Origin of the sequence: Devosia submarina, from assembly GCF_003056345.1 — a bacterium.
Taxonomy (GTDB): domain Bacteria; phylum Pseudomonadota; class Alphaproteobacteria; order Rhizobiales; family Devosiaceae; genus Devosia; species Devosia submarina.
This window is the reverse complement of record NZ_PYWB01000001.1, coordinates 185,068-207,898: the sequence shown is the minus strand read 5'-3', so window position 1 is coordinate 207,898 and position 22,831 is coordinate 185,068. Positions and strand designations below refer to the sequence as shown.

Below are 22,831 nucleotides of genomic sequence, written 5' to 3'. Positions count from 1 at the left end.
CAGGGACCTTTGGATCCGCCGTCATTACCGGGCTTGTCCCAGTAATCCAAGGATGGCGGCGCGTCCCCTGGACCACCCGAACAAGTCGGGTGGTGACGGTGTGTAGAGGTTTGTTTTCGCCCGAAGGCGAACCTTAAAGGATCGACTGGCCGGTGCCGGCCCAATCCTTGAGGAAGCCTTCGATGCCGGCATTGGTCAGCGGGTGATCGGCAAGCTTGCGGATCACGGCTGGCGGGATCGTGGCAACGTCGGCGCCGGCCAGAGCGACCTGGGTCACATGGTTGGGCGAGCGGATCGAGGCGGCCAGGATCTCGGTGTCGAAGCTGTAGTTGTCGTAGATCTGGCGGATGTTCTCGATCAGTTCGACGCCATCGAGGTTGATGTCGTCGAGGCGGCCAAGGAAGGGCGAGATATAGGTCGCGCCGGCCTTGGCGGCGAGCAGGGCCTGGTTGGCCGAGAAGCAGAGCGTCACATTGGTCTTGATGCCGCGCTCGTAAAAGGTCTTGGTAGCCTTGAGGCCAGCCAGGGTCAGCGGCAGCTTGACGACGACGTTTTCTGCAAGCTTGGCAAGCACTTCGCCTTCGGCGATCATGCCATCATATTCGAGCGAAGCGACTTCGGCGGACACCGGCCCGGGGACTAGCGCGCAGATTTCCTTGACCACTTCCTTGAAGTCGCGGCCCGACTTGGCGATCAGCGATGGGTTGGTGGTGACGCCGTCCACCAGACCAGCTTCATGAAGCTCCCTGATGTCCTTGATTTCGGCGGTATCGACAAAGAACTTCATGGTTCCCTCCTGAATACTTAAAGCTGGCCCTTAGGCTATGGATGTAGCACGGCAAAGACGTGCGGCAAGGCGCATGATCTATTTGATGGCGCCGAGAAGAGCGTCGGCCAGATCGCCGATGCGATCCTCCGGGATGCCGGCAACGTTGATGCGGCTGTCACCTATCATATAGATACCATTCTCGGTTTTTAAACGTTCGACGACGCTGTTTTCGAGCCCCAGCAGCGAAAACATGCCGCGGTGATCGGCGATGAAATCGAAGTCTTCCGAGTTCGAGCGCTGGCGAATGGCTTCGCTGAGTTTTTCGCGCAGGCGGATCATGCGCGCACGCATGGAGTTGAGCTCGGTTTCCCATTCTGCGCGCAATTCGGCATCCTCCAGAATGGTGCGGATGATCTCCGCGCCATGATCCGGCGGCTGCGAATAGGCGCCGCGGATGATGTTGAGCAGTTGGGACTGCGCGACATCGGCCTGCGCAGCGTCCTTGGCGACCAGAATGGCAGCACCGACTCGTTCACGATATAGCCCGAAATTCTTCGAACCCGAGAAAGCTACCAGAGCCTCGGGCACCGAGGACAAGATTTTTCGCGTGCCATAGGCATCTTCGAGCAGGCCGTCGCCAAAACCGAGATAGGCCAGGTCGATAAAAGGCAGCGCGCCGGTGCGAGCAAGGCTTGCGGCGACCTGGTCCCACTGCTCGGGCGACAAATTGGCGCCGGTCGGATTGTGACAGCAACCATGAAGCAGAACCACGTCTTGCGCGCTTAATTGATCAAGTGCGGCAAGCATTTGCTGGAATTTAACGCCGCGGGTTTCGCGGTCGAAATAGGGATAGGTCTTGACCTGAAGCCCGGAATTTTCGGCAATGGGATTGTGATTGGGCCAAGTTGGATCGCTGACCCAGACATTGGCGCCGGGCCGCGCGCGGTTGATCAACTGCATCAGGACCCAGAGCGAACCAGTGCCGCCCGGAGCCTGGGCGATGCGGACGCGGGAGCGCTCGACACTATCGGCCAGGGCCAGATCGAGCACGGCGGCGCCATAGCCCTTGTTTCCAGCTATCCCTAGGTAAGTCTTGGTCTTTTCGTTTTCGAGAATGCGCTGTTCGGCCTTGCGGACGGCCGACATCACGGCGGTGACACCCTGCTCGTCCTTGTAGACGCCGACGCCCAGGTCGATCTTGGTCGGGCGCGGATCAGCCGCGTATTCGCCCATGAGCGCAAGGATCTTGTCGCCGGGGGCCTTGGAGAGGGTCTCGAACATGTCTGGAGTCGTTCCGGTGGAGGCGAAGGTGGTTATAGGCGGGATGGTGGATTTTGCAATCGGAAGCGGCTGATTTCTATGCTCTAGAGCTTCCGTCCGACCATCTCAGGATGGGCCCCGGATCGAGTCCGGGGTGACGCTGTGGGTGGGGAGAGGTCACCGAGATACCCCGGCCTTGTCGAGTTCGTCGATCAATTGCGGAACGATCTCAAAGAGATCGCCGATCAGGGCGGCGTCGGCGAGCTTGACCAGGGGGGCTTCGGGATCGTTGTTGATGGCGACGATCCGCTTGGCGCCCTGGATGCCGGCGAGGTGCTGGAGGGCGCCGGAAATGCCGATGGCGATATAAAGGTCGGGCGCAATGATCTTGCCGGTCTGGCCGACTTGCCAATCATTGGGGGCATAACCCGCATCGACTGCTGCGCGGGTGGCGCCGATCGCGGCGCCCAGCTTTTTGGCAAGCTTCTCAACCAGTTGAAAGTTTTCGGCCGAGCCCAGGGCAATGCCACCGCCGACCACGATCTGGGCGGTGGCGAGATCGGGCGTATCGCCTTCGGTCCGGTGCGTGGCAATGAGGCGGGCGACAGAAGCCGTTGTATCGCCGAGGGTTTCGATGGGTGCCGTATTGTCTGACTTGGCGGCTGGGAAGGCCGAGGCGCGGATGGTGAGGATGTGCTTGGCTTGCGGGTCGGTGATGGTCTGGAGCGCATTGCCGGCATAGATGGGGCGGACGAAACGGTTGGGACCCAAGATTTCGATGACATCGGTGACCGGCATCAGATCGAGGCGGGCGGCGAGTGCGGGGATGCGATCGCGACCCACACTTCCCGCGCTCTGGATAACGTACTGATAACGTTGAGCCAACGTTTCGAGTAACGCCAGATCGCTATCGGTGAAGCTAAGTTCCTGCGCGAGCAGCACTTTATGGACGCCGGCAAGTTTAGCAGCTTGTTCGGCGATCTTGTCCCCGTTTTCCCCGATGACGAGGAGGTCAATGGGCCCGAGCTGGGCAGCGGCATGGACGATGCGCGCCGTGGCGGGCGAGAGCTGGCCCAGATCGTGGTCGGCGACGAGGAGGACGCTCATTACAGCGCCTCCATCTGTGAAACTTCGCCGGCGATGAAAGCGGCGAGGTCCGAAACGGAGCCAACGGTCTTTCCTGCCACGCGCTCAGCGGGCGGGGAGATCTTTTCGACCTGGAGGCGCGGGGCGAGATCGACGCTGAACTCGGCGGCGGGGCGTACAGCCAATGGCTTGGAGCGCGCTTTCATGACCATGGGGAGGGCAGCGTTGCGCGGCGTGTTGAGGCGCAAATCGGCGGTGACAATAGCCGGGAGCGGAATGGCGATCGTTTCGCGGCCAGTGTCAATTTCGCGGGTGACTTCGAGCCCCTGCCCCACCACCTTGATCTCGGAGGCGAAGGTCGCCTGAGGGCGGCCGGTGAGCGCTGCGAGCATCTGGCCCACATGGTTGCTGTCATCGTCCACGGCCTGCTTGCCGAGCAGGACGATGTCCGGGTTTTCTTCGGCCACGATCTTGGCGAGGAGCTTGGCAACAGCAAGGGTTTCGAGCTCGGCGTCGGTTTCGACCAGAATGCCGCGATGGGCACCCATGGCGAGGGCGGTGAGGATCACGTCATTGGCGGCTTTGGGACCGACCGAAACAACGACGATCTCGTCGGCGTGCCCCGCGTCGCCCAGCTGCACCGCGGCTTCCACGGCGTGCTTGCAGAACGGGTTCATGGACATGCGCACGCCTTGCGTTTCAACGCCTGTGCCATCGGGGCGAACGCGTATGCGGACGTTGTGATCGACGACGCGCTTGATGGCGACAAGAATTTTCATGTGCGGCTCCCGCGAGTTGGCGGTGTCATGGCAAATATGGATTGGAGGGGCAAGGCGTGGGTGGGGAATAATGGGCTAGGCTGGAGGGGAATGTTGGAAAAGGGTGCCTGGGGGTGGGGATTGCGGCTTCGTCATCAGCCGGCTTGTCCGGGGGATCCATTGCTAGGGGATGGTGCGGTCTGGATTGCCCGGACAAGCCGGGCAATGACAATAGGGGGGAACTAGGGGGGAGAAAGGGGGCACGACGTTGCACTGGGCTTGGTAAGTGCAGAGCCCTCGGGTCAGGCCCGAGGGTGACGATTGGTGGGTGAGAGACGATCGCGGGCGGGTGGCCGCTAGCGGGGTGGTTGACTGTGCCCATTGGGGCAGCGACACTGACCTGACGCGATTTTTTCCCTGGAATCTTTATGCCTGTTATCAACCGTATCGCTGAGTTCACCGATGAGATCGCTGCCTGGCGGCAGGATTTTCATGCGCATCCGGAAATCCTTTACGAGGTGACGCGCACGGCAGGCATTGTGGCGGACAAGCTTCGGGCGTTTGGCTGCGACGAGGTGGTGACTGGGATCGGGCGGACCGGGGTGGTGGGGATCATCGAAGGGCGCGCGAACACTAGCGGGCGCACGATTGGCCTGCGCGCCGACATGGATGCGCTGCCCATGACGGAGCGGACAGGCAAGCCTTATGCGTCTACCATCGCGGGGAAGATGCATGCCTGCGGGCATGACGGGCATACGGCCATGCTCCTGGGCGCGGCGAAATATCTGGCCGAAACGCGCAATTTCGATGGGCGGGTCGCCTTGATTTTCCAACCGGCGGAAGAGGGTGGCGCGGGCGGCAAGGCCATGCTCGAGGATGGGCTGGTGGAGCGGTTCGCCATTGACGAATTTTACGGCATGCACAATTGGCCCGGCATGCCCGCAGGGCATTTCGGCATTCGCCCGGGCGGGATCATGGCGGCCACGGACCGGTTTTATATTGATATATCGGGACAAGGCGGGCACGCGGCGCGGCCGCATACGACGATCGATCCGATCATTGTTGCGGCCAACATGATCACGGGTTTGCAGTCCATCGTGTCGCGCAATGTCGATCCGCTGCAAAGCGCTGTTTTGTCTGTAACCATGGTGGAAGCGGGTGAAGCGGACAATGTGATCAGCAAGACGGCCAAGATCACGGGCACAGTGCGAACGCTTGATCTGGGCGTACAAGACCAGATCGAGGAACGGCTCAACCAGTTCGTTCCACAATTTGCCCAGAGTTTTGGGGCGAGTGCCAGCGTGCGCTATGCCAGGGGCTATCCGGTGACAGTGAATGCGCCGGCGCAGACACGGTTTGCGGCCGAAGTGGCGCGCGACGTGGTGGGCGCCGAGCGGGTGGACGAGGATACGCCGCCCTCCATGGGGGGCGAGGACTTTTCGTTCATGCTCGAGGCAAAGCCCGGGGCTTATATTTTCCTCGGGAATGGGGAAAGCGCGGAGCTCCATACGGGGGAATATGACTTTAATGATGCGGTGATCCCGGAGGGGACGAGCTATTGGGTTCGGCTGGTGGAGCGGGCACTTCCGGTGGGGTGAACTGAGGCTTGGGGGGTGGAGAGAACCCCCACCCTGCCCTCCCCGCAAGGGGGAGGGTGAGATCGAGCGCGGGGCAACATCCTCGTGCGAGCACGAAGTTCACCCTCCCCCTTGCGGGGAGGGCCAGGGTGGGGGGTGGGATGGCGACGCTGGCGCAGAAATTGCGGAAAAACCCGACGTCGGCGGAGATCAGGTTCTGGCGGTTGATCGAACCGCTGCGGCGGCAGGCGCATCATTTTCGCAAGCAGGTGAGCCTAGGGCCGTATATCGTGGATTTTGCCTGCCACGGTGCCAAGCTGGTTGTGGAGGTGGATGGAGACACGCACTACACCGATGAAGGTTTGGCAAAGGACCGGGAGAGGGATGCCTATCTAATGAGGCGCGGCTACCGGGTCTTGCGGTTCACCAATGCCGAGGTGATGCGGAATGGCGAAGGGGTTTACCTGATCCTGGCTTTAGCGTTGGAGGAGAGAACCCCCACCCTGCCCTCCCCGCAAGGGGGAGGGTGAGATCGAGCGCGGGACACGATGTACGCCAAACCAGTAATTTCAATCCGAAGTAGTTTATGTCCCCTCCCGCCGGCCTCCTCCCCACGCTCCTCACCGTCCTGATCGCTGCCGTTGGCGGCGTGCTTGCCACGGCGCTCAGCCTGCCGGCGGGGTGGCTGATGGGTGGGGCGTTGGCGGTGACGATTGCGGCGATGGCTGGGGTGCCGGTGGCCATGCCGGCGCGGGTGCGGGATGTGGGGTTTGTGCTGATCGGGATGTCGATGGGGGCGAGCGTGGCGCCCGATAGCCTGACGCTATTGCGGAGCTGGCCGATCAGCCTTTTGGGGCTTGCGGTGGAGCTCGTGGTGATCGTGGCGCTGACGGGATGGATGCTGACCAAGCTGTTTCGGCTTGATCCAGGGACGGCGTATCTCAGTTCCTTTCCGGGGCACCTTTCGTTTATCATGAGCATTGCCTCGGCCGGGGTGGGCAATTCGCGGCAGATCGCCATTATCCAGGTGATCCGGATTTTCATGCTGACCATCGTGGTGCCGATCGGGTCGGTGTTCTTGCCGATCGATCATTTTACCGCCCCTGCCCCGACATCGTTTCTAAGCGTTTGGGAATTGCTTGCGATTGCGGCGGGGTGTGTTCTGGTGGGGCTCGTCTTTATCCGGCTCAAGGTGCCGGCGGGGCTGGTGCTGGGATCGATGGCGGCTGCAACGGCGGCAAAGCTGGGCGGGCTTTATAGCGGGAGCATTCCCGGGCCGCTGGTGATCATCACCTTCGTGCTCACGGGGGCGCTGATCGGGTCGCGCTTTGCGGGGATCACGCGGCGCGAATTCATGATGGCGGCCAAGGGTGGGGTGATCGCCACGGGGATGACCGTGGGGATCGTGACCTTGGTGGCGTGGCTGGTGAGCTTGGCCGTGGACATGCCCTATGGGCAGTTGTGGCTGGGGCTATCGCCGGGGGCGCTCGAGGGCATGGGGGCGCTGGGGATCGCGCTGGGGTATGACACCGCGTTTATTGCGGCGCATCATGTCATCCGGTTGTTGATGCTGAGTTTTGCGATTCCGCTGGTGGTTGTGGTGATCCGGCGCCGGGAGGCGAAGGCTGCTGTGCCTCCGGGGTGATAACTGCGAATGGGGCGGAGGTGGAAACGGATTGGCTAATCCGCGCATCGGGGCCAATCGACCCCCACCCTTGATCGCCATTCGAGCTTAGCTCTCATGGCCTTGTACGCTTAATTTGCTCCACTGGAGCAAATTGTCCCTTCGGGCCGCTCTCAAGCCCCGCAAGGGGGAGGGTGTCGACTAGGAGGCCGATTTTCTTTTACTCCGACAGCACCCGGGTATTTCGAGCGTTCCATTGCCGCAATGGTGGATTGCCCGGACGAGCCGGGCAATGACGATTGAACAACCATCAGGGCTATCAGGGAGCGTCACCACCCGACTTGTTCGGGTGGTCCATGCGCTGTGCTCTGTTTTGAAACCTTGCGGCTGGCGCGGGATCTCGGGATGGGCCCCGGCTCGAGGCCGGGGTGACATCGGGGTGGGGCGGGTTTGGTGGTTAGATGGGGGCCGGCAGGGGGATGAAGGCGTAGGCGTTGGGGGCGAGGGATAGGGTTCCGTTGGCGAGGGTGGCGCCGGTGGAGATGGGGTCGGGGGTGCTGGTGCCCAGGCCGTCGAGGGTCATTTGCGTGGGCCTCGCCGAGAGGTTGAAGAGGCAGAGCATGGTGGCATCGCCATCCGTGCGCTGGAAGGCGAGGATGGGCTCGGGGGTTTCGAGGAAGGTGATGTCGCCGGTGGCGAGGACCGGGTGGTCTTTGCGCCAGTGGAGAACCTGGCGGTAGAAGGACAAGGTGGAATTAGGGTCGGCGTCTTGCCGGGCGACGTTGAGGGCAGAGTGCGCTGCTTTGACGGGGAGCCAGGGGGTGCCGGTGGTGAAGCCATTGGGCGCCGGACCTTCCTCCCAGGGCATCGGAGTGCGGCAGCCGTCGCGGCCTTTGTCTTCGGGCCAGAAGCGGATGCCGCGCGGGTCGGTCAGTTCTTCGAACAGGAGCTCGGTTTCGCCTAATCCCAGTTCCTCGCCCTGGTAGAGGCAGACGGAGCCGCGAAGGCTCAGGACCAGGGCTGCGGCCTGGCGGGCGAGTGCTTGGGGGTCTTCCGAGAAAGAGGCCCAGCGCGTCACATGGCGGATCACGTCGTGATTGGAAAAGCTCCAGCAGGGCCAGCCATCGGGACCGACACGGAAGAATTTTTCGATGCGCGAGCGGAAATGGCCAGCGTCGTATTCGGGCCCGAGGAAATCAAAGCCGTAGCACATGTGGAGCGTGTCGCCGCCCGAGGTGTATTCGGCCATGAGTTCCACCGAGCGGTGGCTGTCGCCCACTTCGCCGACCGAAGTGGAGCCGGGATATTCGTCCAGCAGCGCGCGGACGCGGCGTAGGAAATCGAGGTTTTCGGGCTGGGATTTTGAGTATCTGTGCTCCTGCATGTCATAGGGATTGACTGCATAGGGCAAATGCTCGGGCTTGGTGCTCGGTGGGTTGGAGCGCAAGAGCTTGTCGTGGAAGTAGTAGTTGACGGTGTCGAGGCGGAAGCCGTCGATGCCGCGCTCGAGCCAGAAGCGCAGGACATCGAGCACGGCCTGCTGCACGGCGGGATTGTGGAAGTTGAGGTCGGGCTGCGCGGTCAGGAAATTGTGGAGATAATATTGCCCGCGCGTGGGGTTCCACTCCCAGGCGCGGCCGCCGAACACGGCGGGCCAATTGTTGGGCGGGGTGCCATCGGGGAGCGGATCGGCCCAGACATACCAGTCGGCCTTGCTATTGGTGCGGTTGAGGCGCGATTCCTGGAACCAGGGATGGTGATCGGATGTGTGGCTGATCACCTGGTCCATGATGATTTTGAGGCCGCGACGGTGCGCCTGCTCCAGCAGGGAGTCGAAATCCTCGAGCGAGCCGAAGAGCGGGTCGACGTCCTGGTAGTCGGAGACGTCATAGCCCATGTCGGCCTGAGGCGAGCGATTGATGGGCGAGAGCCAGATGCAATCGACGCCCAGGCTCTGGATATAGTCGAGGCGATCGATGATGCCGGGCAGATCGCCGATGCCGTCGCCATTGGTGTCCTGAAAGGACCTGGGATAAACCTGATAGATCACCCCGCCACGCCACCATTCCGTCATGCCGCTGCTCCTGCTCGTGCGATTTGCGCGGGAAGCTAGCGGGTTCGCGGGCGGAAGGGAATTGGGGTTGGGTGTGGGGCCGGTTTCAATCCTGGGGCGTGCCGTGGGGAGAGTGGCCCTCGGATCGGGTCCGAGGGCGGTATGGTGGGCATGGAATATTGGGTGTGGAGCCCTAGACCACGGCGCTGATCAGCGGTTCGCCGGCGAAATGGGCTTCGAGATTGGCGAGGAGGAGCGCGCCCATGGCGTCGCGGGTCTGGTGGGTGGCGCTGCCCTGGTGGGGGGAGAGGACAACGTTTTCGAGCCCGAAGAAGGCTTCAGGGACTTTGGGTTCGTCGACAAAGACGTCCAGCGCCGCGCCGCCAAGGCCGCCGTTCTGGAGGAGTTCGAGCATGGCGCCCTCGTCGATCAGCGTGCCGCGGGCGACATTGACCAGCATGCCCTTGGGCCCTAGCGCTTCGAGCACTTCACGCGAGACAATGCCATCGGTGGACTTGCCACCGGGGGCGATGACCACGAGCCAATCACTATCGCGCGCCATGTCGGTGAGGTTTTCATAGAAGACATGTGGCTCGGATGGCTGGCGCTTGCGGCCGGTGTAGACGACGCGCATCTTCATGGCCTGGGCGCGGGTGGCAATCTCCTTGCCGATGCGGCCAAGGCCCAGAATGCCGACGGTCTTGCCAGTTAGTTCGGTGAAAAGACCCATATTGCCGGCGGGCCACTTGCCCTGGCGGACGAACTGGTCGCCCTGCGGAATACGGCGGGCAAGGGCGATCATGAGGCCGATGGTGAGCTCGGCGACGGCATCGTTGAGCACGTTTGGCGTGTTAGTGACGCGGATATTGCGCTCTTTGGCGGCCTTGGTGTCGATGTTGTCGTAGCCGACGCCGAAGCTGGCGATGATTTCGAGATTGGGCAGCTTGTCCATCAGATCCGCCTGCACGCCGGAGCCGGCATGGGCGCGGATGCGGGCGCCGTTTTCACGCAGCCAGGCGTCCTTGTCGGCCTCTTCGTGCAGCTTGTGGACGGTGTAGCGCTCGGCGAGCGCCGCTTCGCAGGAGGCGTGGAGCTTGCCGGTCTGGAGGATTTCAATGGGCATCAAGAATCTCGATCGGTGGTGATGGGTTACAATAGGGAACAGAGCGGGCGGGACAAGTGTTGGCAGGTCTATCATGTGTGCTGGACGGCCGTTCACAAATGTGTAGCAATGTGAAAACAATGCGATGCGCCGCATATTCTTGTGAGCACAATGGCCGATAAAACGCCGTTCGACGAAATGTACAATGCGGACGGCTCCGTTCGCGAACCCTACAGAGCACTGGCGGAATGGCTGGCGGAACAGCCCGACAAGGCGCTGACGCTGATGCAGTCGGATGCCGAGGCGATTTTTCGCCGGCTGGGCATCACCTTTGCAGTTTATGGCTCGGAAGAAGGAACGGAAAAGGTCATTCCGTTCGATGTGATCCCCCGCATCATTTCGGCGGCGGAATGGCGGCGGTTGAGCAAGGGGATCGACCAGCGCGTACGCGCGCTCAATGCGTTTTTGCATGACATCTATCATCGCCAGGAAATCCTCAAGGCGGGGCGGATTCCCGAAAAGCTGATTTTGCAGAATGCGGCCTTTGCGCCCGAGATGATGGGGCTCGATCCGGCCAAGGGGGTTTATGCCCATATTATCGGGGTGGATATCGTGCGGGTGGGCCCGGATGATTTTTATGTGCTGGAAGACAATCTGCGCACGCCTTCGGGGGTCAGCTATATGCTGGAGGACCGCGAGGCGATGATGATGCTGGCGCCGGATCTGTTCCAGCGCACCAAGGTCGCGCCGGTGGAGAACTATCCAGAAAATCTGCGCCGGACGCTGGAGAGCGTGGCGCCGGAGGGTTCGGGTTCGTCGCCCAATATCGTTGTGCTGACGCCGGGCATTTATAATTCAGCCTATTTCGAGCACTCGTTCCTGGCCGACCAGATGGGGGCGACGCTGTGCGAGGGGCCGGACCTATTTGTAGATGGCGGCAAGGTTTATATGCGCACGACCACAGGGCCGGAGCGGGTGCATGTGATTTATCGGCGGATCGATGATGATTACCTCGATCCGCTGACCTTCCGGCCCGATTCCATGCTGGGCGTGCCAGGGCTGTTCAATGCCTATCGGGCGGGAAACGTGACGCTGGTCAATGCACCGGGTACGGGCATCGCCGATGACAAGGCGGTTTATACATATGTGCCGGAGATCATCGAGTTTTACCTCGGGGAAAAGGCGCTCTTACAGAACGTACCAACCTACAATTGCACGGACGATGAGCAGCGCAATTGGGTGCTCGAGAACATCGCAGACCTAGTGGTCAAGGAAGTGCACGGCTCGGGCGGCTATGGGATGATGGTGGGGCCTACGGCGACCAAGGCGCAACACCAGGAGTTCCGGCGCAAGATCGAAGCGCGGCCGGACAATTACATCGTGCAGCCGACCTTGGCGCTGAGCACGTGTCCAACCTTTGTGAATGCCGGGATTGCACCCAGGCATGTGGATTTGCGGCCCTATGTGCTGGTGGGGGACGAGGTGCGGATTACGCCGGGGGGGCTGACGCGCGTGGCGCTCAAGAAGGGATCGTTGGTGGTCAATTCCAGCCAGGGCGGAGGCACCAAAGATACTTGGGTGCTGGAAGATTGATGATGGGTGTATCTGCTTTGACGCAAGACCCCCACCTAGCTTCCCCCTGGGAGGGGGAGGAATGGGGCGGTGCTTGCGGGAATACTGGTGGTTTGCTTGGGCATCGCACCCCCCTCCTGGCCTCCCCCGCAAGGGGGGAGGTGGGGCCGGTGAGCCTTGTGAGATCATGCGATGAACCGGATGTTACCATTGTGGCAGGAGCCGGGGAGCGGTGTGACCCCCACCTAACCTCCCCCTGGGAGGGGGAGGAATGGCTTCGTGCAAGTGACGCAATAAGAGGTAACTCACTAAGCGGTCCCTCCCCCTCACAGGGGGAGGTTAGGTGGGGGTGCCTGGACACCGCCGAGGTGCGCTCATGAGCATGCTGGGCCGTACCGCACAAAACCTGTTCTGGTTGTCGCGCTATGTGGAGCGGGCGGAGAATATGGCGCGGTTGCTGGAGGTGGGGTATCGCATGAGCCTCACCAGCCGGCGCGAGGGAGCCGTGTCGGAGCATCTGGTTTCCATGATGCAGGCGGCGGAGGTGGACGAGGCCTTCGCCAGCAAGGGCAAGCCTGCCGACGTCGACAATGTCGCCCATTTCATGATGTTCGACCCGACCAATCCCTCCTCGGTTTATTCGTGCCTGCTTGCAGCGCGGACCAATGCGCGTTCGGTGCGCACTGCGATCACCATCGACATGTGGCAATCGATCAATGGTGCCTGGCTTGAGTTTTCGCAGATCAAGCCGCGTGATGTGCGCGGCGCCAAATTGCTGGGGCTCCTGGAATGGGTCAAGCATCTGAGCCACCAGTTCCGTGGGGCCCTGCTGGGGACGATCCTTCGGGACGCCGGCTTTGCTTTTCTGCAGGCGGGCAATTTCATCGAGCGGGCCGACAATACGGCGCGAATTCTCGACATGAAATATTATGTGCTGCTGCCGCGCGTGACGCTGGTGGGCGGGGATCTCGATATCCAGCAATGGACGCTGATCCTGCGGGCGGCATCGGCGCATCGCGCGTACCGACACGTGTACCACGACCGCTTCAAGGCGCAGAATATCGCCGATTTTTTGATCTTGCGGCCGGAAATGCCGCGCTCACTGGCCTTTTGCGCGCAACATGTGAAGCAGAACGTGGAAGCGCTGGCGCAGTTTTATGGCCGGGAAGAAGCCTCGTGCGAGGCGGTGCGCCAATTGTGCGCCATGGTGGAAAACACCTCGATGGAAACGGTTTTTAGCCATGGGCTACATGAATTTCTGACCGAATTCATGGCCCGGAACTACCATGTGTCCAACAGCTTGGCAGAAAGCTATAATTTCTACTGATGCGTATCTCCATCCGCCACCAATTGAGCATTTCGCCGCCGCCCGGAACGGCCAATCTGGTGCTGCAAACGCTGCTGACCTCTAGAAACGGGCCAGCACAGCGGATCGAGAGCTGGACGCTGGATCTGCCGGGAATGGAGAATGCCGCCCCGTTCGAGGATGCATTTGGCAATTCGGCTTTTCTGGTGAACCAGGCGCGGCCCGAAGGTCCGCTCCTGGTTGAGGTCAATGGCGTGGTGGAGACGCAGGACACGCATGGCGTGCTCGGCAAGCTCGCGGGCGATCCCGTCCCTGCCCTTTTTCGGCGCATGACGCGGCTGACCCGCGCGCCGGTTACGCTTTATGGCAAGTTCCGCGGCAGCAAGGATAGCCGGATCGATGTGCTCCATGCGTTGATGCTGCGCGTCAGTGAAACGCTCGATCCTGCGGCAGCAGGGACAGGTGCACAAGCGCAGATGCAGGGCGAGGATGGGCAGAGCCAGAGCCAAGGTGGGCAGTCGCAGGGCGAGCAGAATGCGACTGGGGTGACGGAGCAAGCCTTATCGTTGGCCTCGGAGGATGATGCTGGCGTGGTGGAAGCTGAAGGGCATGAGGTTGCAGCGCGCTTGCCACGCCCGCCAGCGACCGACTATGCGCATCTGTTTGTGGGGGCGGCGCGGGCGCTTGGGATTCCGGCGCGCTATGTCACGGGCTATCTGGTGGGTGAAGGGGATGAGCCCGGCGCCTTCCATGCGTGGGCCGAAGCTTATGACGACAAGCTGGGCTGGATCGGCTTTGATGCCATGCTCGAACTCTGCCCCACGGACCGGCATGTGCGGCTGGCGGCGGGGCTTGACTCCCTCTCGGCCGCGCCCCTGCGCTGCGTTCCGGCAGGCGACGGGGTCCAGGATCTGGGCGTTCAGATCGACATCCTGGATTAGCCGAGCCATTGCCCGGAATGTGTCCGGGCAATGCAGGTGCGTCGATCAAGAGTGATCAAACATCGACCAGGGGCACGAAGCCGCCATAGATGGAGCGCTTTGCGTCATAAAGATCGGGGTTGGGTGCCATGCGCGGGTCCTGCATCAGCTTTTCCCAAGCCTTGTTGCGAACATCCTTGGAGGGCCATTCGATGAATGAAAATCCGATGGTTTCCCCATCCGTCGTAGCAACGGCGCGCTGGAAATCGGTGGTTTCCCCCGGGGGCACGTCATCGGCCCAAGTGTCGACCACGCGCAGCGCGCCGAACTCCATGATCAGGGGCACCTGCGTTTGCGCTGCGGCGCGATAGGCATCCTTGTTGCCGACGGGAACGGGCGAGATCATGCCTTCGACATAGCCCGGCTTGCCGTTAGGACCGGTATCCACCAGGGCTTCGAAGCCGCCATAGATCATGCGGTGGGCGTCGAACGGCATGTCCTTCATCATCGATGGGTCGAAGCCCTCGGACATCTTGCGGCCCGCTTCCATGCGCGTTTCGCGATCGGGATATTCGACCCAGGAAAAAACAGGAACTTCGCCATCCTCGATTTTCGTGGCGCGATAGAAATCGGTCTGCTTGCCGTGGGGCACGTCGTCCGGCCAGTTTTCCACCAGACGCGTGGCGCCAAGATCCTTGAACATGGGAACGGCGCCGTGGGCGTGGTCGCGATATTGGTCTTTGTTGGCCGCTGGAACGGCAAGCACGAAACCATCGATATAGGGCATGGGTCATCTCCGAAATGTGCAGTCTGCCGCTAGGACGAATGAGCATCGGGGAAATCGACACGCCCGGCAATATTTCGAAGAGATTAGAGACTGAGGATCCAGAGCCAGGCGGAAATGGTGGCGGCTGAAGCAACAGTGGCGATCAGGATGGTGTTGGCGGCGACGCTCGCGGCACGGTTATAATAGGTGGCAAACACATAAACGTTGACGCCGGCGGGCATGGCGGACAGCAGGATGCCATAGCGGGCGATTTCCATGGGGACATGGAGGACCCAGATCATCAGGGCGTAGGCAAGCGCGGGGTGGATGATCAGCTTGATGAAGGATGCAACAAGCGCCTGTTTCCAGTTTTCCGAGAGCTTGTATTCGTGCAGCGCCCCGCCAATGCCGAACAGGGCCGCGGGCACCACGGCCGAACTCATCATCACGAAAAAGGCCTCGGCCGGCTCGATCAGCTGCAGGCCCGAGAAATAGCCGATCATCCCAGCGATGATGCCCCAGATCAGCGGATTGGAAAGGACGCGGCGCGCGGCGACAACGAGGGTCTTGCCCAGGGGCTGACCGTCACGGCGCACCAGTTCCATGGTGACCATGCCAAGGGTGAGCAGGATCGCGCCATGCAGGCCAATGATGGAAAGGGTGACCGGCAGGGATTCAGCACCATAAGCGCGGGTCATGATGGGCAGACCCACCAGAACCGTATTGGTGAAGGTGCCGGAAAAACCCACGGAAACGCCGACGCCAGGCGTGTTGCCGAAGAAGCGGATGGCGATAACAATGCCCAGCACGAAGCAGGTGATCGCGCCGATGTAGAACGGGCCGATAATGGCGAGATTAAAGGCTGAAACCAGATCGCTGGTGAGCAGCGAATGGAACAGCAGGCACGGCGTTGCGAAATTGTTCACGAACGCGATCAGGCTCTTGATGCCTTCCGCGGGGAACAGACGGAAGCGCACGGCGCTATAGCCGAAGGCCATAAGCGCAAAGATCGGCGCGATAACGGTGATGATGGAGAGCATGGGCCCAATATATCCTGGCCCGGGGAGCCTTCCCCTGCCCTAGACCCGTCCTCGACGGAGGTCAAGGCTGTTCTTGTATGGTAGACAGGAGGGCGCCAGGGCGGTCGCAAAACGAAACATAAACCTTCCAAAACGAAAGCTAATCGCCTAGAAACGAAAGCAACAAGGAGAGTGCTTCATGGCCCAGGACAGCGTCGACATTTTCGTCATCGGTGGCGGCGTCAATGGCGCGAGCGTTGCCCGGGACGCCGTGGGGCGGGGCTTTTCCGTGGCCTTGGCAGAGATGAACGATCTGGCCTCGGGCACCTCGTCGGCGGCGACCAAGCTGGTGCATGGCGGCCTGCGCTACCTGGAGCATTACGAGTTCCGGCTGGTGCATGAGGCACTGGCCGAGCGCGAGGTGCTTTGGGCGGCAGCGCCCCATATCATCTGGCCGCTGCGGTTCGTGTTGCCGCACCACAAGGGGCTGCGGCCGGCCTTCGTGTTGCGCGCGGGGCTGGCCATGTATGACTATATGGGCGGTCGGCGCCTGCTGCCCCCCACCAAGACGCTGAACTTGACGCAGGATGTGACGGGCAAGCCGCTCAAGCCCGGCTACCGGCTGGGCTTCGAATATAGCGATTGCTGGGTGGAGGATTCGCGCTTTGTGGTGCTCAATGCGCGCGATGCGGCGAACAAGGGCGCGGACATCTATGTGCGCACCAAGGTTTCCAGCGTGCGGCGCGACAATGGCGGCTGGATTGTGGAGCTTGATGGCGAGGACGGGCGACGTACCGTGCGCGCGAAGCTTGTGGTGAATGCGGCGGGGCCGTGGGTGGACCAGGTGATCACCGGCGCCATGGGCAAAAATGGGGCGCGCAATGTGCGGCTGGTCAAGGGCAGCCACCTTGTGGTGCGCAAGCTGTTCGACCACGACCGCTGCTATATTTTCCAGAACAGCGACGGGCGGATCATATTCGCCATTCCTTATGAAGGCGATTTTACACTGATCGGCACGACGGACGAGGATTACCATGGCGATCCCAAGGACGTGCGGATTTCGGATGGGGAGACCGATTACCTCCTCAAGGCTGCGAGCGAGTATTTTGCAGAGCCCGTGACGCGTGCGGATATTCGCTGGAGCTATTCGGGCGTGCGGCCGCTGTTTGACGACGGGGCGAGTGCGGCGCAGGAAGCCACGCGCGATTATGTGCTCAAACTCGATGGCGATGCGGCAAGCGGGGCGGCGGTGCATGTGTTTGGCGGCAAGCTCACCACATCGCGCCGGCTGGCCGAGTCCGTACTCGAAAAGATCGAAGGCGTGTTGGGCAAGAAGGGCGCGGCCTGGACCAAGACGGGCAAGCTGCCGGGGGGCGAGTTCGAGCCGCTGAGCTTTGACGCCGAAGTGCGGCGGCTCCATAAGGATTATCCGGAACTGCCAGCGACATTAACGCGGCGACTGATGCGGCTTTATGGCACGAAGGCGCGGGTGATCCTTGGATCGGCCAAGACCACGAGCGATCTAGGGCAGCATTTCGGCGCGGATTTGTTTGCGGCGGAGGTTGATTACCTCGTGCGCGAGGAATGGGCCCGTACGGCCGAGGACATCTTGTGGCGGCGCACCAAGCTGGGGCTGCGAGTGGATCAGGCACAAACGGAAGCGCTGGAAAGTTATTTGGCCGGCAAGGCCATGGGCGTGGCAGTCTAGGCCGGCGCTATTCGGGAGGAGAGTTGAGTGAGCGAGTATATTCTGGCGATCGACCAGGGCACCACGTCGAGCCGGGCCATTGTGTTCGATCGGGACTGCAAGATCGCCGGGGTTGGACAGAAGGAGTTCACGCAGCACTTCCCCAGGGATGGCTGGGTGGAGCATGACCCCGAGGAAATCTGGGAAAGCGTGGTTTGGTCGGTGCGGACGGCGCTTGCGGATGCCGGAATTGCGGCTGGCGATGTGGCGGGTATCGGGATCACCAACCAGCGAGAAACGACGCTGATCTGGGACAAGGCGACGGGCAAGCCGATCCACAATGCCATTGTGTGGCAGGACCGGCGCACGGCGGGGTTCTGCGCGGAGCTGCGGCAGGCGGGGCATGAGGCCAAGGTTACCGAAAAGACGGGGCTGCTGGTCGATCCATATTTTGCAGGGACCAAGGTCAAGTGGCTGCTCGACAATGTCGAGGGGGCGCGTGCACGGGCCGAGGCGGGCGAATTACGGTTCGGGACGGTGGACAGCTTCCTGATCTGGCGGCTGACCGGCGGCAAGCGGCATGTGACCGATGCCACCAATGCCGGGCGGACGCTGCTGTTCGATATCGGTGCGAACCGGTGGGACGACGAGCTGTTGGCGCTGTTTGAAGTGCCGGCGGCGCTGCTGCCCGAGGTCAAGGATTGCGCCGATGATTTCGGCGTGACCGATGAGGCGTTGTTTGGGGCGCCGATCCCGATTTTGGGCGTTGCGGGGGATCAGCATGCCGCGACCATCGGGCAGGCATGCTTTGCGCCGGGCATGCTTAAGTCCACTTATGGCACGGGGTGCTTTGCTCTGCTCAATACCGGGGCAGACATGGTGCGCTCGCAGAACCGGCTGCTGACAACGATCGCCTATCGGCTTGATGGGGTCACGACTTATGCGCTGGAAGGGTCCATCTTTATTGCAGGCGCTGCCGTGCAGTGGATCCGCGATGGGCTCAAACTCGTGCAGCATGCAAGCGAAACCGGGCCATTGGCGCAATCGGCCGATCCCAACCAGAATGTCTACATGGTGCCAGCCTTTGTGGGGCTGGGAGCGCCGTGGTGGGATGCCGAGGCGCGGGGCGCCATTTACGGGCTGACGCGCAATTCGGGGCCGGCCGAGATCGCCAAGGCGGCGCTGGAGGCCGTGTGCTACCAGACGCGCGATCTGCTTCAAGCCATGCACAAGGATTGGCGCGGCGGTGGCGAGACCGTGTTGCGGGTGGATGGCGGCATGGTGGCGTCGGATTGGACCATGCAGTTTTTGGCCGATGTTCTGGACGCGCCGGTGGATCGGCCCGAGATTTTGGAAACAACCGCGCTGGGTGCGGCGTGGCTGGCAGGTTCGCGGGCTGGGGTTTGGCCGGGGATGGATGAGTTTGCGCGGGGCTGGGCGCTGGAGCATCGGTTCGAGCCGCGGATGGATGCGGGGGAACGGGAGCGCAAAATTGCCGGCTGGGATGATGCGGTGCGGCGGACGCTGACGGTTTAGGTTTTTCGACGGGTTGTGCCACGACCTCGTGGTTCGACAGGCTCACCATGAGGTCTACTGGGGACTGGCGGGGCAGACCTCGGGATGAGGTTTGCCGCTGGGCCACTGTCCTCATTTAGGTAACTCCATTGCTCCCAAAACCTCATGGTGAGCTTGTCGAACCACGAGGTCGGGCGAGTGGAGGGCTTGGGTGGCACGACCTCGTCCTTCGACAGGCTCAGGATGAGGTCTACTGAAAGCTCATTGTCTAGCTAGGCGCGCCAAGCGTCGAAGCTGCCGCCGGCGATCATGGCCCAGAAGAGTTTGCCGTTCGGGGCACGGACGGCGGCGAGGCCGAACTCGGTAAATTTCTTGCTCAGAAGCGTCGAGCGGTGGCCGGAGGAGTTCATCCAGCCGCCTATGGTGCTGGGGAGATCGGGATAGCCTTTTGCCACGTTTTCGCCGACGGCGCCGAGATAGCCGGCGGCTGTGACGCGCTCGCGCAGGGTAACACCGAGGTCGTGGCTCATGGTGTTTTTCTGAGCCATGAGGCGCGCCTGGGAGCGGGCGGCGTTTTCAAGCGCAGCGTTGTATCGCCAGGGTGGCGAGCCATTGGCGGCGCGCACGGCGTTGATGGCGAAAAGGATTTCCGCGTCGCTCAGGGTTTCGGGGGTGCTGGCCGTTTTGGGCAGCACGGGAATGGTGCTGGCGCAGGCGGAAACGGCAGCGGCCGCGCCCAGGAACAGCAAGCCGCGACGGGTTAGGTGGAGCATGGGGATCTCAGGCTTGATCATAAGCGGTCAGAAGCAGGGGCAACATAGCCAATTGCGCGGCAATGGGTTGCTCGTCCTCGAGCGCCCAGCAGGCCGAAAGAGCGGCGTGTGCGGCGGCCCAGCCCAGGATGCGCTTGCGTGGGAAGCCGAGCCGAAGGGACAGGAGTTCGGACATGGCGGCGATGCGCCGGGGGTCCTTCACCAGATCATCGGCGCCAACGGGATTGTTGAGGGCGTTGGCAACTTCATAGACGGGATCGCCCAGGAGCGCGCGTGGGTCGATGGCAAGCCAGCCACGGGGGCTTGAAATGATGTTGTCGTGGTGCAAATCGCCGTGGAGCGGGATTTGCGGGCTGGGTCGATCAAACAGGGTCAGCGCCACACCAGCCGCACGCGCGAAAAGATCACGGGCGGTATAGGGCCAGTTTCGAATATTGGTGTTGAACAGCGGATCGAAATGGGTCCGGAGAGGCAAAAGGTCCTTGGGGGCGTCAGGCCTTGGACGGTGAAGGTGGGTCACGACAGTCGCGAGGGCAATGGTTGCTTCATCGTCGCGGCCCTGGCGCACGGCTTCGCCCAGGGGGATGCCATCGAGCCATTCCATGAAAAGCGTGCCGCCATGGCGATCAAAGACGGTGGCGGCCCCCTCCCCGGCATACCATTGCATCAGCTCGCCGCCGCGCTGTTCCCCATCGCCCTTGCCGGGCTTGAGGATCTTGAGGACGGCATGATTGCGGCCGTTTTGCTCCACCTGGAAAATCCAGCTGGTCGGCGTTTCGGCCATGGGCGTGGCTTTGGTCAGGGACCAGCGGATCAGGGCACGGCTGAGCGCTGTTTCGGCAGGTGACTGGTTCATCATGGTGCCATTCAAGAAGAAGGCGCTCCTGATTGGGCAAAGCATTGAGGTGGCTGGTAAACATGATGAAACAGTGGCGTCAACGGTTCGTTAACGCTGCCAATTTTCCTCTTGGTAACCTTTTCAAGCCGATTGGGCTATTTTTGAAGGTTTTTCTTAGCCAGTTGCGAACCACACTGAGGTTTGGCGAAGTCAGGTGGAAAGAGGGACCGCGATGACGCACGGGACTTATGAACGCAAGGGCGCCGAGATCAACGACATCGTGGCAGCGGACGAGGCGCGGACGGGAATATTGCGCCAGATCGTGAATGGCGTGGGTGGGTTGTTGTTGCTGCTGGTGACGGGACTGGTTGTGGTGCTGCTGGTGTTGTGGCGGGCGCCGTAGAGGCTTTGAACCTTTAGGTGGATTACTCAAGAGCTGGATCGTCACCCTCGGGCTTTACCCGAGGGGTCTTTGGTTGGGGTACCTTAGAAAGTGCAGAGCCCCTCGGATCAAGTCCGAGGGTGACGATCGGGGTGGGTCACGCGCCGTAGCAAGGTAAAGACGCGGTGAAGACCAAACCACCTTGCGGCGGGGACGGGATCTCGGGATGGATCCCGGGTCGAGCCCGGGATGACATTGTGCGTGAGGACGTTTTAGTCTTCGTCGCTGGCCATTTGTTGGAGTACGGCCCCTTTGCCGCGCAGGCGGAAGTAAAAGGGGACGAGCAGGGCGATGGCGGCGATGATGTAGAGGGTGATGGCAATGGGCGAATGGACCAGAATGCCGGGGTCGCCCTGGCTGATGGCGAGGGCGCGGCGCAATTGCTGTTCGGACAGCGGCCCTAGGATGAGCCCGATCACCACGGGGGCGATGGGGTAGCCAAAGCGGCGCAGGATGAAGCCCAATATGCCAAAGGCCAGGAGGATCAGCAGTTCGAACGAGAAGGGAATTGGTCCAAGGCGGCCGGACATGGCCCCGTTGGCGCCGAGCGTGCCCAAGGTCGCAAAGGTCAGGATGCCGGCATAAAGCCAAGGCTTTGGAATGGTAAGGAGCCGTACCCAAAGGCCGATCAGGGGCAGGTTCAGCACCAGGAGCATGAAATTGGCGATCAGCAGGCTCGCAACCAGCGACCAAACCAGGGGCGCATTGTTGGCGAACAGAAGCGGGCCAGGCTGGAGGCCGAATTGCTGAAAGCCGGCGAGCATGATGGCGGCCGTGGCGGAGGTCGGCAGGCCCAGGGTCAGCAGGGGCACAAGCGTTCCGGCAGCCGACGCGTTGTTGGCCGCTTCAGGCCCAGCGACGCCTTCGATGGCGCCTTCGCCGAATTCTTCGGGGTGCTTGGAGAGCTTGCGCTCGGCGGCATAGGAAAAGAAGGTGCCAATTTCAGCGCCACCTGCGGGCATGGCACCGATCGGGAAGCCGATGAAGGTGCCGCGCAGCCAGGCGGGCCAGGAGCGTTTCCAGTCGCTCAGCGTCATCCAGACGGAGCCTTTGACCGCCAGCACTTCTTCCTTGAGCGAGGTGGAGGAGGAAGCGATGGCAAGGGTTTCGCCCACGGCAAAAAGGGCAACGGCGAGGGTCGTGACTTCGATGCCGTCCAGCAGGTCAGGTATGCCAAAGGAAAGGCGCGCCTGGCCGGTCTGCAAATCGATGCCGATAATGCCGAGGCCTAGGCCAATAAAGAGCGCGGTGATGCCGCGCAGGGCACTATCGCCAAAGGCTGCAGAAACGGTGACGAAGGCCAGAACCATCAGCGCGAAATAATCGGCGGGGCCGAAGGCCAGGGCGGCCTTGACCACCCAGGGGGCGACAAAGGCGAGGGCCAGCGTTGCGATCAGGCCGGCAATAAAGGAGCCGATGGCGGCGGTGGCAAGGGCTGGGCCGCCCCTGCCCTTGCGAGCCATCTTGTTGCCCTCAAGCGCGGTGACGATGGAGGCGCTTTCCCCGGGCGTGTTGAGCAGAATAGAGGTGGTGGAGCCGCCATACATGCCGCCATAATAGATGCCGGCGAACATGATCAGCGAGCCGGTCGGGTCGAGCCGGTAGGTCACGGGCAGCAGAAGGGCGACAGTGAGCGCAGGGCCAATGCCGGGGAGCACGCCGACTGCCGTGCCCAGCGTTACGCCAAGAAGGGCATAAAGCAGGTTCTGCACCTGGAGTGCGGCCAGAAGGCCTTCTCCTAAAAGACCGAAGGTATCCATTACA

Annotated in this window: 20 protein-coding genes; 9 read left to right on the top strand and 11 right to left on the bottom strand. The window is 61.9% G+C overall.

Features of this window, described 5'->3' with window-relative positions:
* Window positions 1-133 precede the first annotated feature (133 nt).
* From fsa to DDE77_RS00850, 4 genes are all read right to left on the bottom strand, one after another.
* The gene (fsa, locus tag DDE77_RS00865) at window positions 134-787 is read right to left on the bottom strand and encodes a fructose-6-phosphate aldolase (protein WP_108395539.1); all 654 of its coding nucleotides are present in this window, start codon (window positions 785-787) and stop codon (window positions 134-136) included.
* A 78-nt stretch (window positions 788-865) separates the two neighbouring features.
* Window positions 866-2,050, bottom strand: a complete 1,185-nt coding sequence (locus tag DDE77_RS00860) for an amino acid aminotransferase (RefSeq protein ID WP_108395538.1) — start codon at window positions 2,048-2,050, stop codon at window positions 866-868.
* A gap of 156 nt (window positions 2,051-2,206) precedes the next feature.
* Complete coding sequence (locus tag DDE77_RS00855; RefSeq protein WP_108395537.1) at window positions 2,207-3,136, bottom strand: electron transfer flavoprotein subunit alpha/FixB family protein; 930 nt, start codon at window positions 3,134-3,136, stop codon at window positions 2,207-2,209.
* Entirely contained in the window at window positions 3,136-3,894 is a 759-nt protein-coding gene (locus DDE77_RS00850) for an electron transfer flavoprotein subunit beta/FixA family protein (protein WP_108395536.1), read from the bottom strand. Before DDE77_RS00850 ends, DDE77_RS00855 begins: the two co-directional genes overlap by 1 nt.
* 407 nt (window positions 3,895-4,301) lie before the next feature.
* On the opposite strand from DDE77_RS00850, the gene DDE77_RS00845 reads away from it, so the two are divergent.
* The 3 genes from DDE77_RS00845 (at window position 4,302) to DDE77_RS00835 (ending at window position 7,095) form a co-directional block, all read left to right on the top strand.
* The gene (locus tag DDE77_RS00845; RefSeq protein ID WP_108395535.1) at window positions 4,302-5,471 is read left to right on the top strand and encodes a M20 aminoacylase family protein; all 1,170 of its coding nucleotides are present in this window, start codon (window positions 4,302-4,304) and stop codon (window positions 5,469-5,471) included.
* Window positions 5,472-5,611: 140 nt separating this feature from the next.
* The gene (locus DDE77_RS00840; protein WP_108395534.1) at window positions 5,612-5,980 is read left to right on the top strand and encodes an endonuclease domain-containing protein; all 369 of its coding nucleotides are present in this window, start codon (window positions 5,612-5,614) and stop codon (window positions 5,978-5,980) included.
* A 56-nt stretch (window positions 5,981-6,036) separates the two neighbouring features.
* A complete protein-coding gene (locus DDE77_RS00835) occupies window positions 6,037-7,095 on the top strand; it encodes an AbrB family transcriptional regulator (protein ID WP_108395533.1) in 1,059 nt (352 codons plus the stop codon).
* A 436-nt stretch (window positions 7,096-7,531) separates the two neighbouring features.
* Here the strand turns inward: DDE77_RS00835 and DDE77_RS00830 are convergent, their stop codons facing one another.
* A complete protein-coding gene (locus tag DDE77_RS00830) occupies window positions 7,532-9,148 on the bottom strand; it encodes an alpha-glucosidase family protein (protein ID WP_108395532.1) in 1,617 nt (538 codons plus the stop codon).
* 172 nt (window positions 9,149-9,320) lie between these two features.
* Window positions 9,321-10,250 carry a 2-hydroxyacid dehydrogenase gene (locus DDE77_RS00825; protein WP_108395531.1) on the bottom strand — a complete coding sequence of 310 codons (930 nt, stop codon included), beginning with the start codon at window positions 10,248-10,250 and terminating at the stop codon, window positions 9,321-9,323.
* Between the two features lie 150 nt (window positions 10,251-10,400).
* Between DDE77_RS00825 and DDE77_RS00820 the strand changes: the two genes are divergently transcribed.
* The 3 genes from DDE77_RS00820 (at window position 10,401) to DDE77_RS00810 (ending at window position 14,048) form a co-directional block, all read left to right on the top strand.
* Entirely contained in the window at window positions 10,401-11,822 is a 1,422-nt protein-coding gene (locus DDE77_RS00820) for a circularly permuted type 2 ATP-grasp protein (RefSeq protein ID WP_108395530.1), read from the top strand.
* Between the two features lie 355 nt (window positions 11,823-12,177).
* A complete protein-coding gene (locus DDE77_RS00815) occupies window positions 12,178-13,128 on the top strand; it encodes an alpha-E domain-containing protein (RefSeq protein ID WP_245895036.1) in 951 nt (316 codons plus the stop codon).
* Complete coding sequence (locus DDE77_RS00810) at window positions 13,128-14,048, top strand: transglutaminase family protein (RefSeq protein ID WP_245895035.1); 921 nt, start codon at window positions 13,128-13,130, stop codon at window positions 14,046-14,048. The genes DDE77_RS00815 and DDE77_RS00810 overlap by 1 nt, the downstream gene beginning before the upstream one ends.
* Before the next feature lie 55 nt (window positions 14,049-14,103).
* Here the strand turns inward: DDE77_RS00810 and DDE77_RS00805 are convergent, their stop codons facing one another.
* Together DDE77_RS00805 and DDE77_RS00800 are read right to left on the bottom strand one after the other, a co-directional pair.
* On the bottom strand, window positions 14,104-14,814 hold the full coding sequence (locus tag DDE77_RS00805) for a DUF1428 domain-containing protein (RefSeq protein WP_108395529.1): 711 nt from the start codon (window positions 14,812-14,814) through the stop codon (window positions 14,104-14,106).
* 83 nt (window positions 14,815-14,897) lie between these two features.
* Window positions 14,898-15,833, bottom strand: coding sequence for an AEC family transporter (locus tag DDE77_RS00800; protein WP_108395528.1), 936 nt, complete (start codon window positions 15,831-15,833; stop codon window positions 14,898-14,900).
* Window positions 15,834-16,011: 178 nt separating this feature from the next.
* Between DDE77_RS00800 and glpD the strand changes: the two genes are divergently transcribed.
* Together glpD and glpK are read left to right on the top strand one after the other, a co-directional pair.
* Window positions 16,012-17,520 carry a glycerol-3-phosphate dehydrogenase gene (gene glpD / locus DDE77_RS00795; RefSeq protein WP_108395527.1) on the top strand — a complete coding sequence of 503 codons (1,509 nt, stop codon included), beginning with the start codon at window positions 16,012-16,014 and terminating at the stop codon, window positions 17,518-17,520.
* A gap of 27 nt (window positions 17,521-17,547) precedes the next feature.
* On the top strand, window positions 17,548-19,035 hold the full coding sequence (gene glpK / locus DDE77_RS00790; RefSeq protein WP_108395526.1) for a glycerol kinase GlpK: 1,488 nt from the start codon (window positions 17,548-17,550) through the stop codon (window positions 19,033-19,035).
* Window positions 19,036-19,286: 251 nt separating this feature from the next.
* Here glpK and DDE77_RS00785 read toward each other — a convergent pair whose 3' ends face one another.
* Together DDE77_RS00785 and DDE77_RS00780 are read right to left on the bottom strand one after the other, a co-directional pair.
* A complete protein-coding gene (locus DDE77_RS00785; protein ID WP_157959589.1) occupies window positions 19,287-19,787 on the bottom strand; it encodes a CAP domain-containing protein in 501 nt (166 codons plus the stop codon).
* A gap of 7 nt (window positions 19,788-19,794) precedes the next feature.
* The gene (locus DDE77_RS00780) at window positions 19,795-20,658 is read right to left on the bottom strand and encodes an aminoglycoside phosphotransferase family protein (RefSeq protein ID WP_157959588.1); all 864 of its coding nucleotides are present in this window, start codon (window positions 20,656-20,658) and stop codon (window positions 19,795-19,797) included.
* Window positions 20,659-20,857: 199 nt separating this feature from the next.
* On the opposite strand from DDE77_RS00780, the gene DDE77_RS19325 reads away from it, so the two are divergent.
* The gene (locus DDE77_RS19325; RefSeq protein WP_157959587.1) at window positions 20,858-21,028 is read left to right on the top strand and encodes a hypothetical protein; all 171 of its coding nucleotides are present in this window, start codon (window positions 20,858-20,860) and stop codon (window positions 21,026-21,028) included.
* Between the two features lie 251 nt (window positions 21,029-21,279).
* Here the strand turns inward: DDE77_RS19325 and DDE77_RS00775 are convergent, their stop codons facing one another.
* On the bottom strand, window positions 21,280-22,827 hold the full coding sequence (locus DDE77_RS00775) for a tripartite tricarboxylate transporter permease (RefSeq protein WP_108395523.1): 1,548 nt from the start codon (window positions 22,825-22,827) through the stop codon (window positions 21,280-21,282).
* Between the last annotated feature and the right edge of the window lie 4 nt (window positions 22,828-22,831).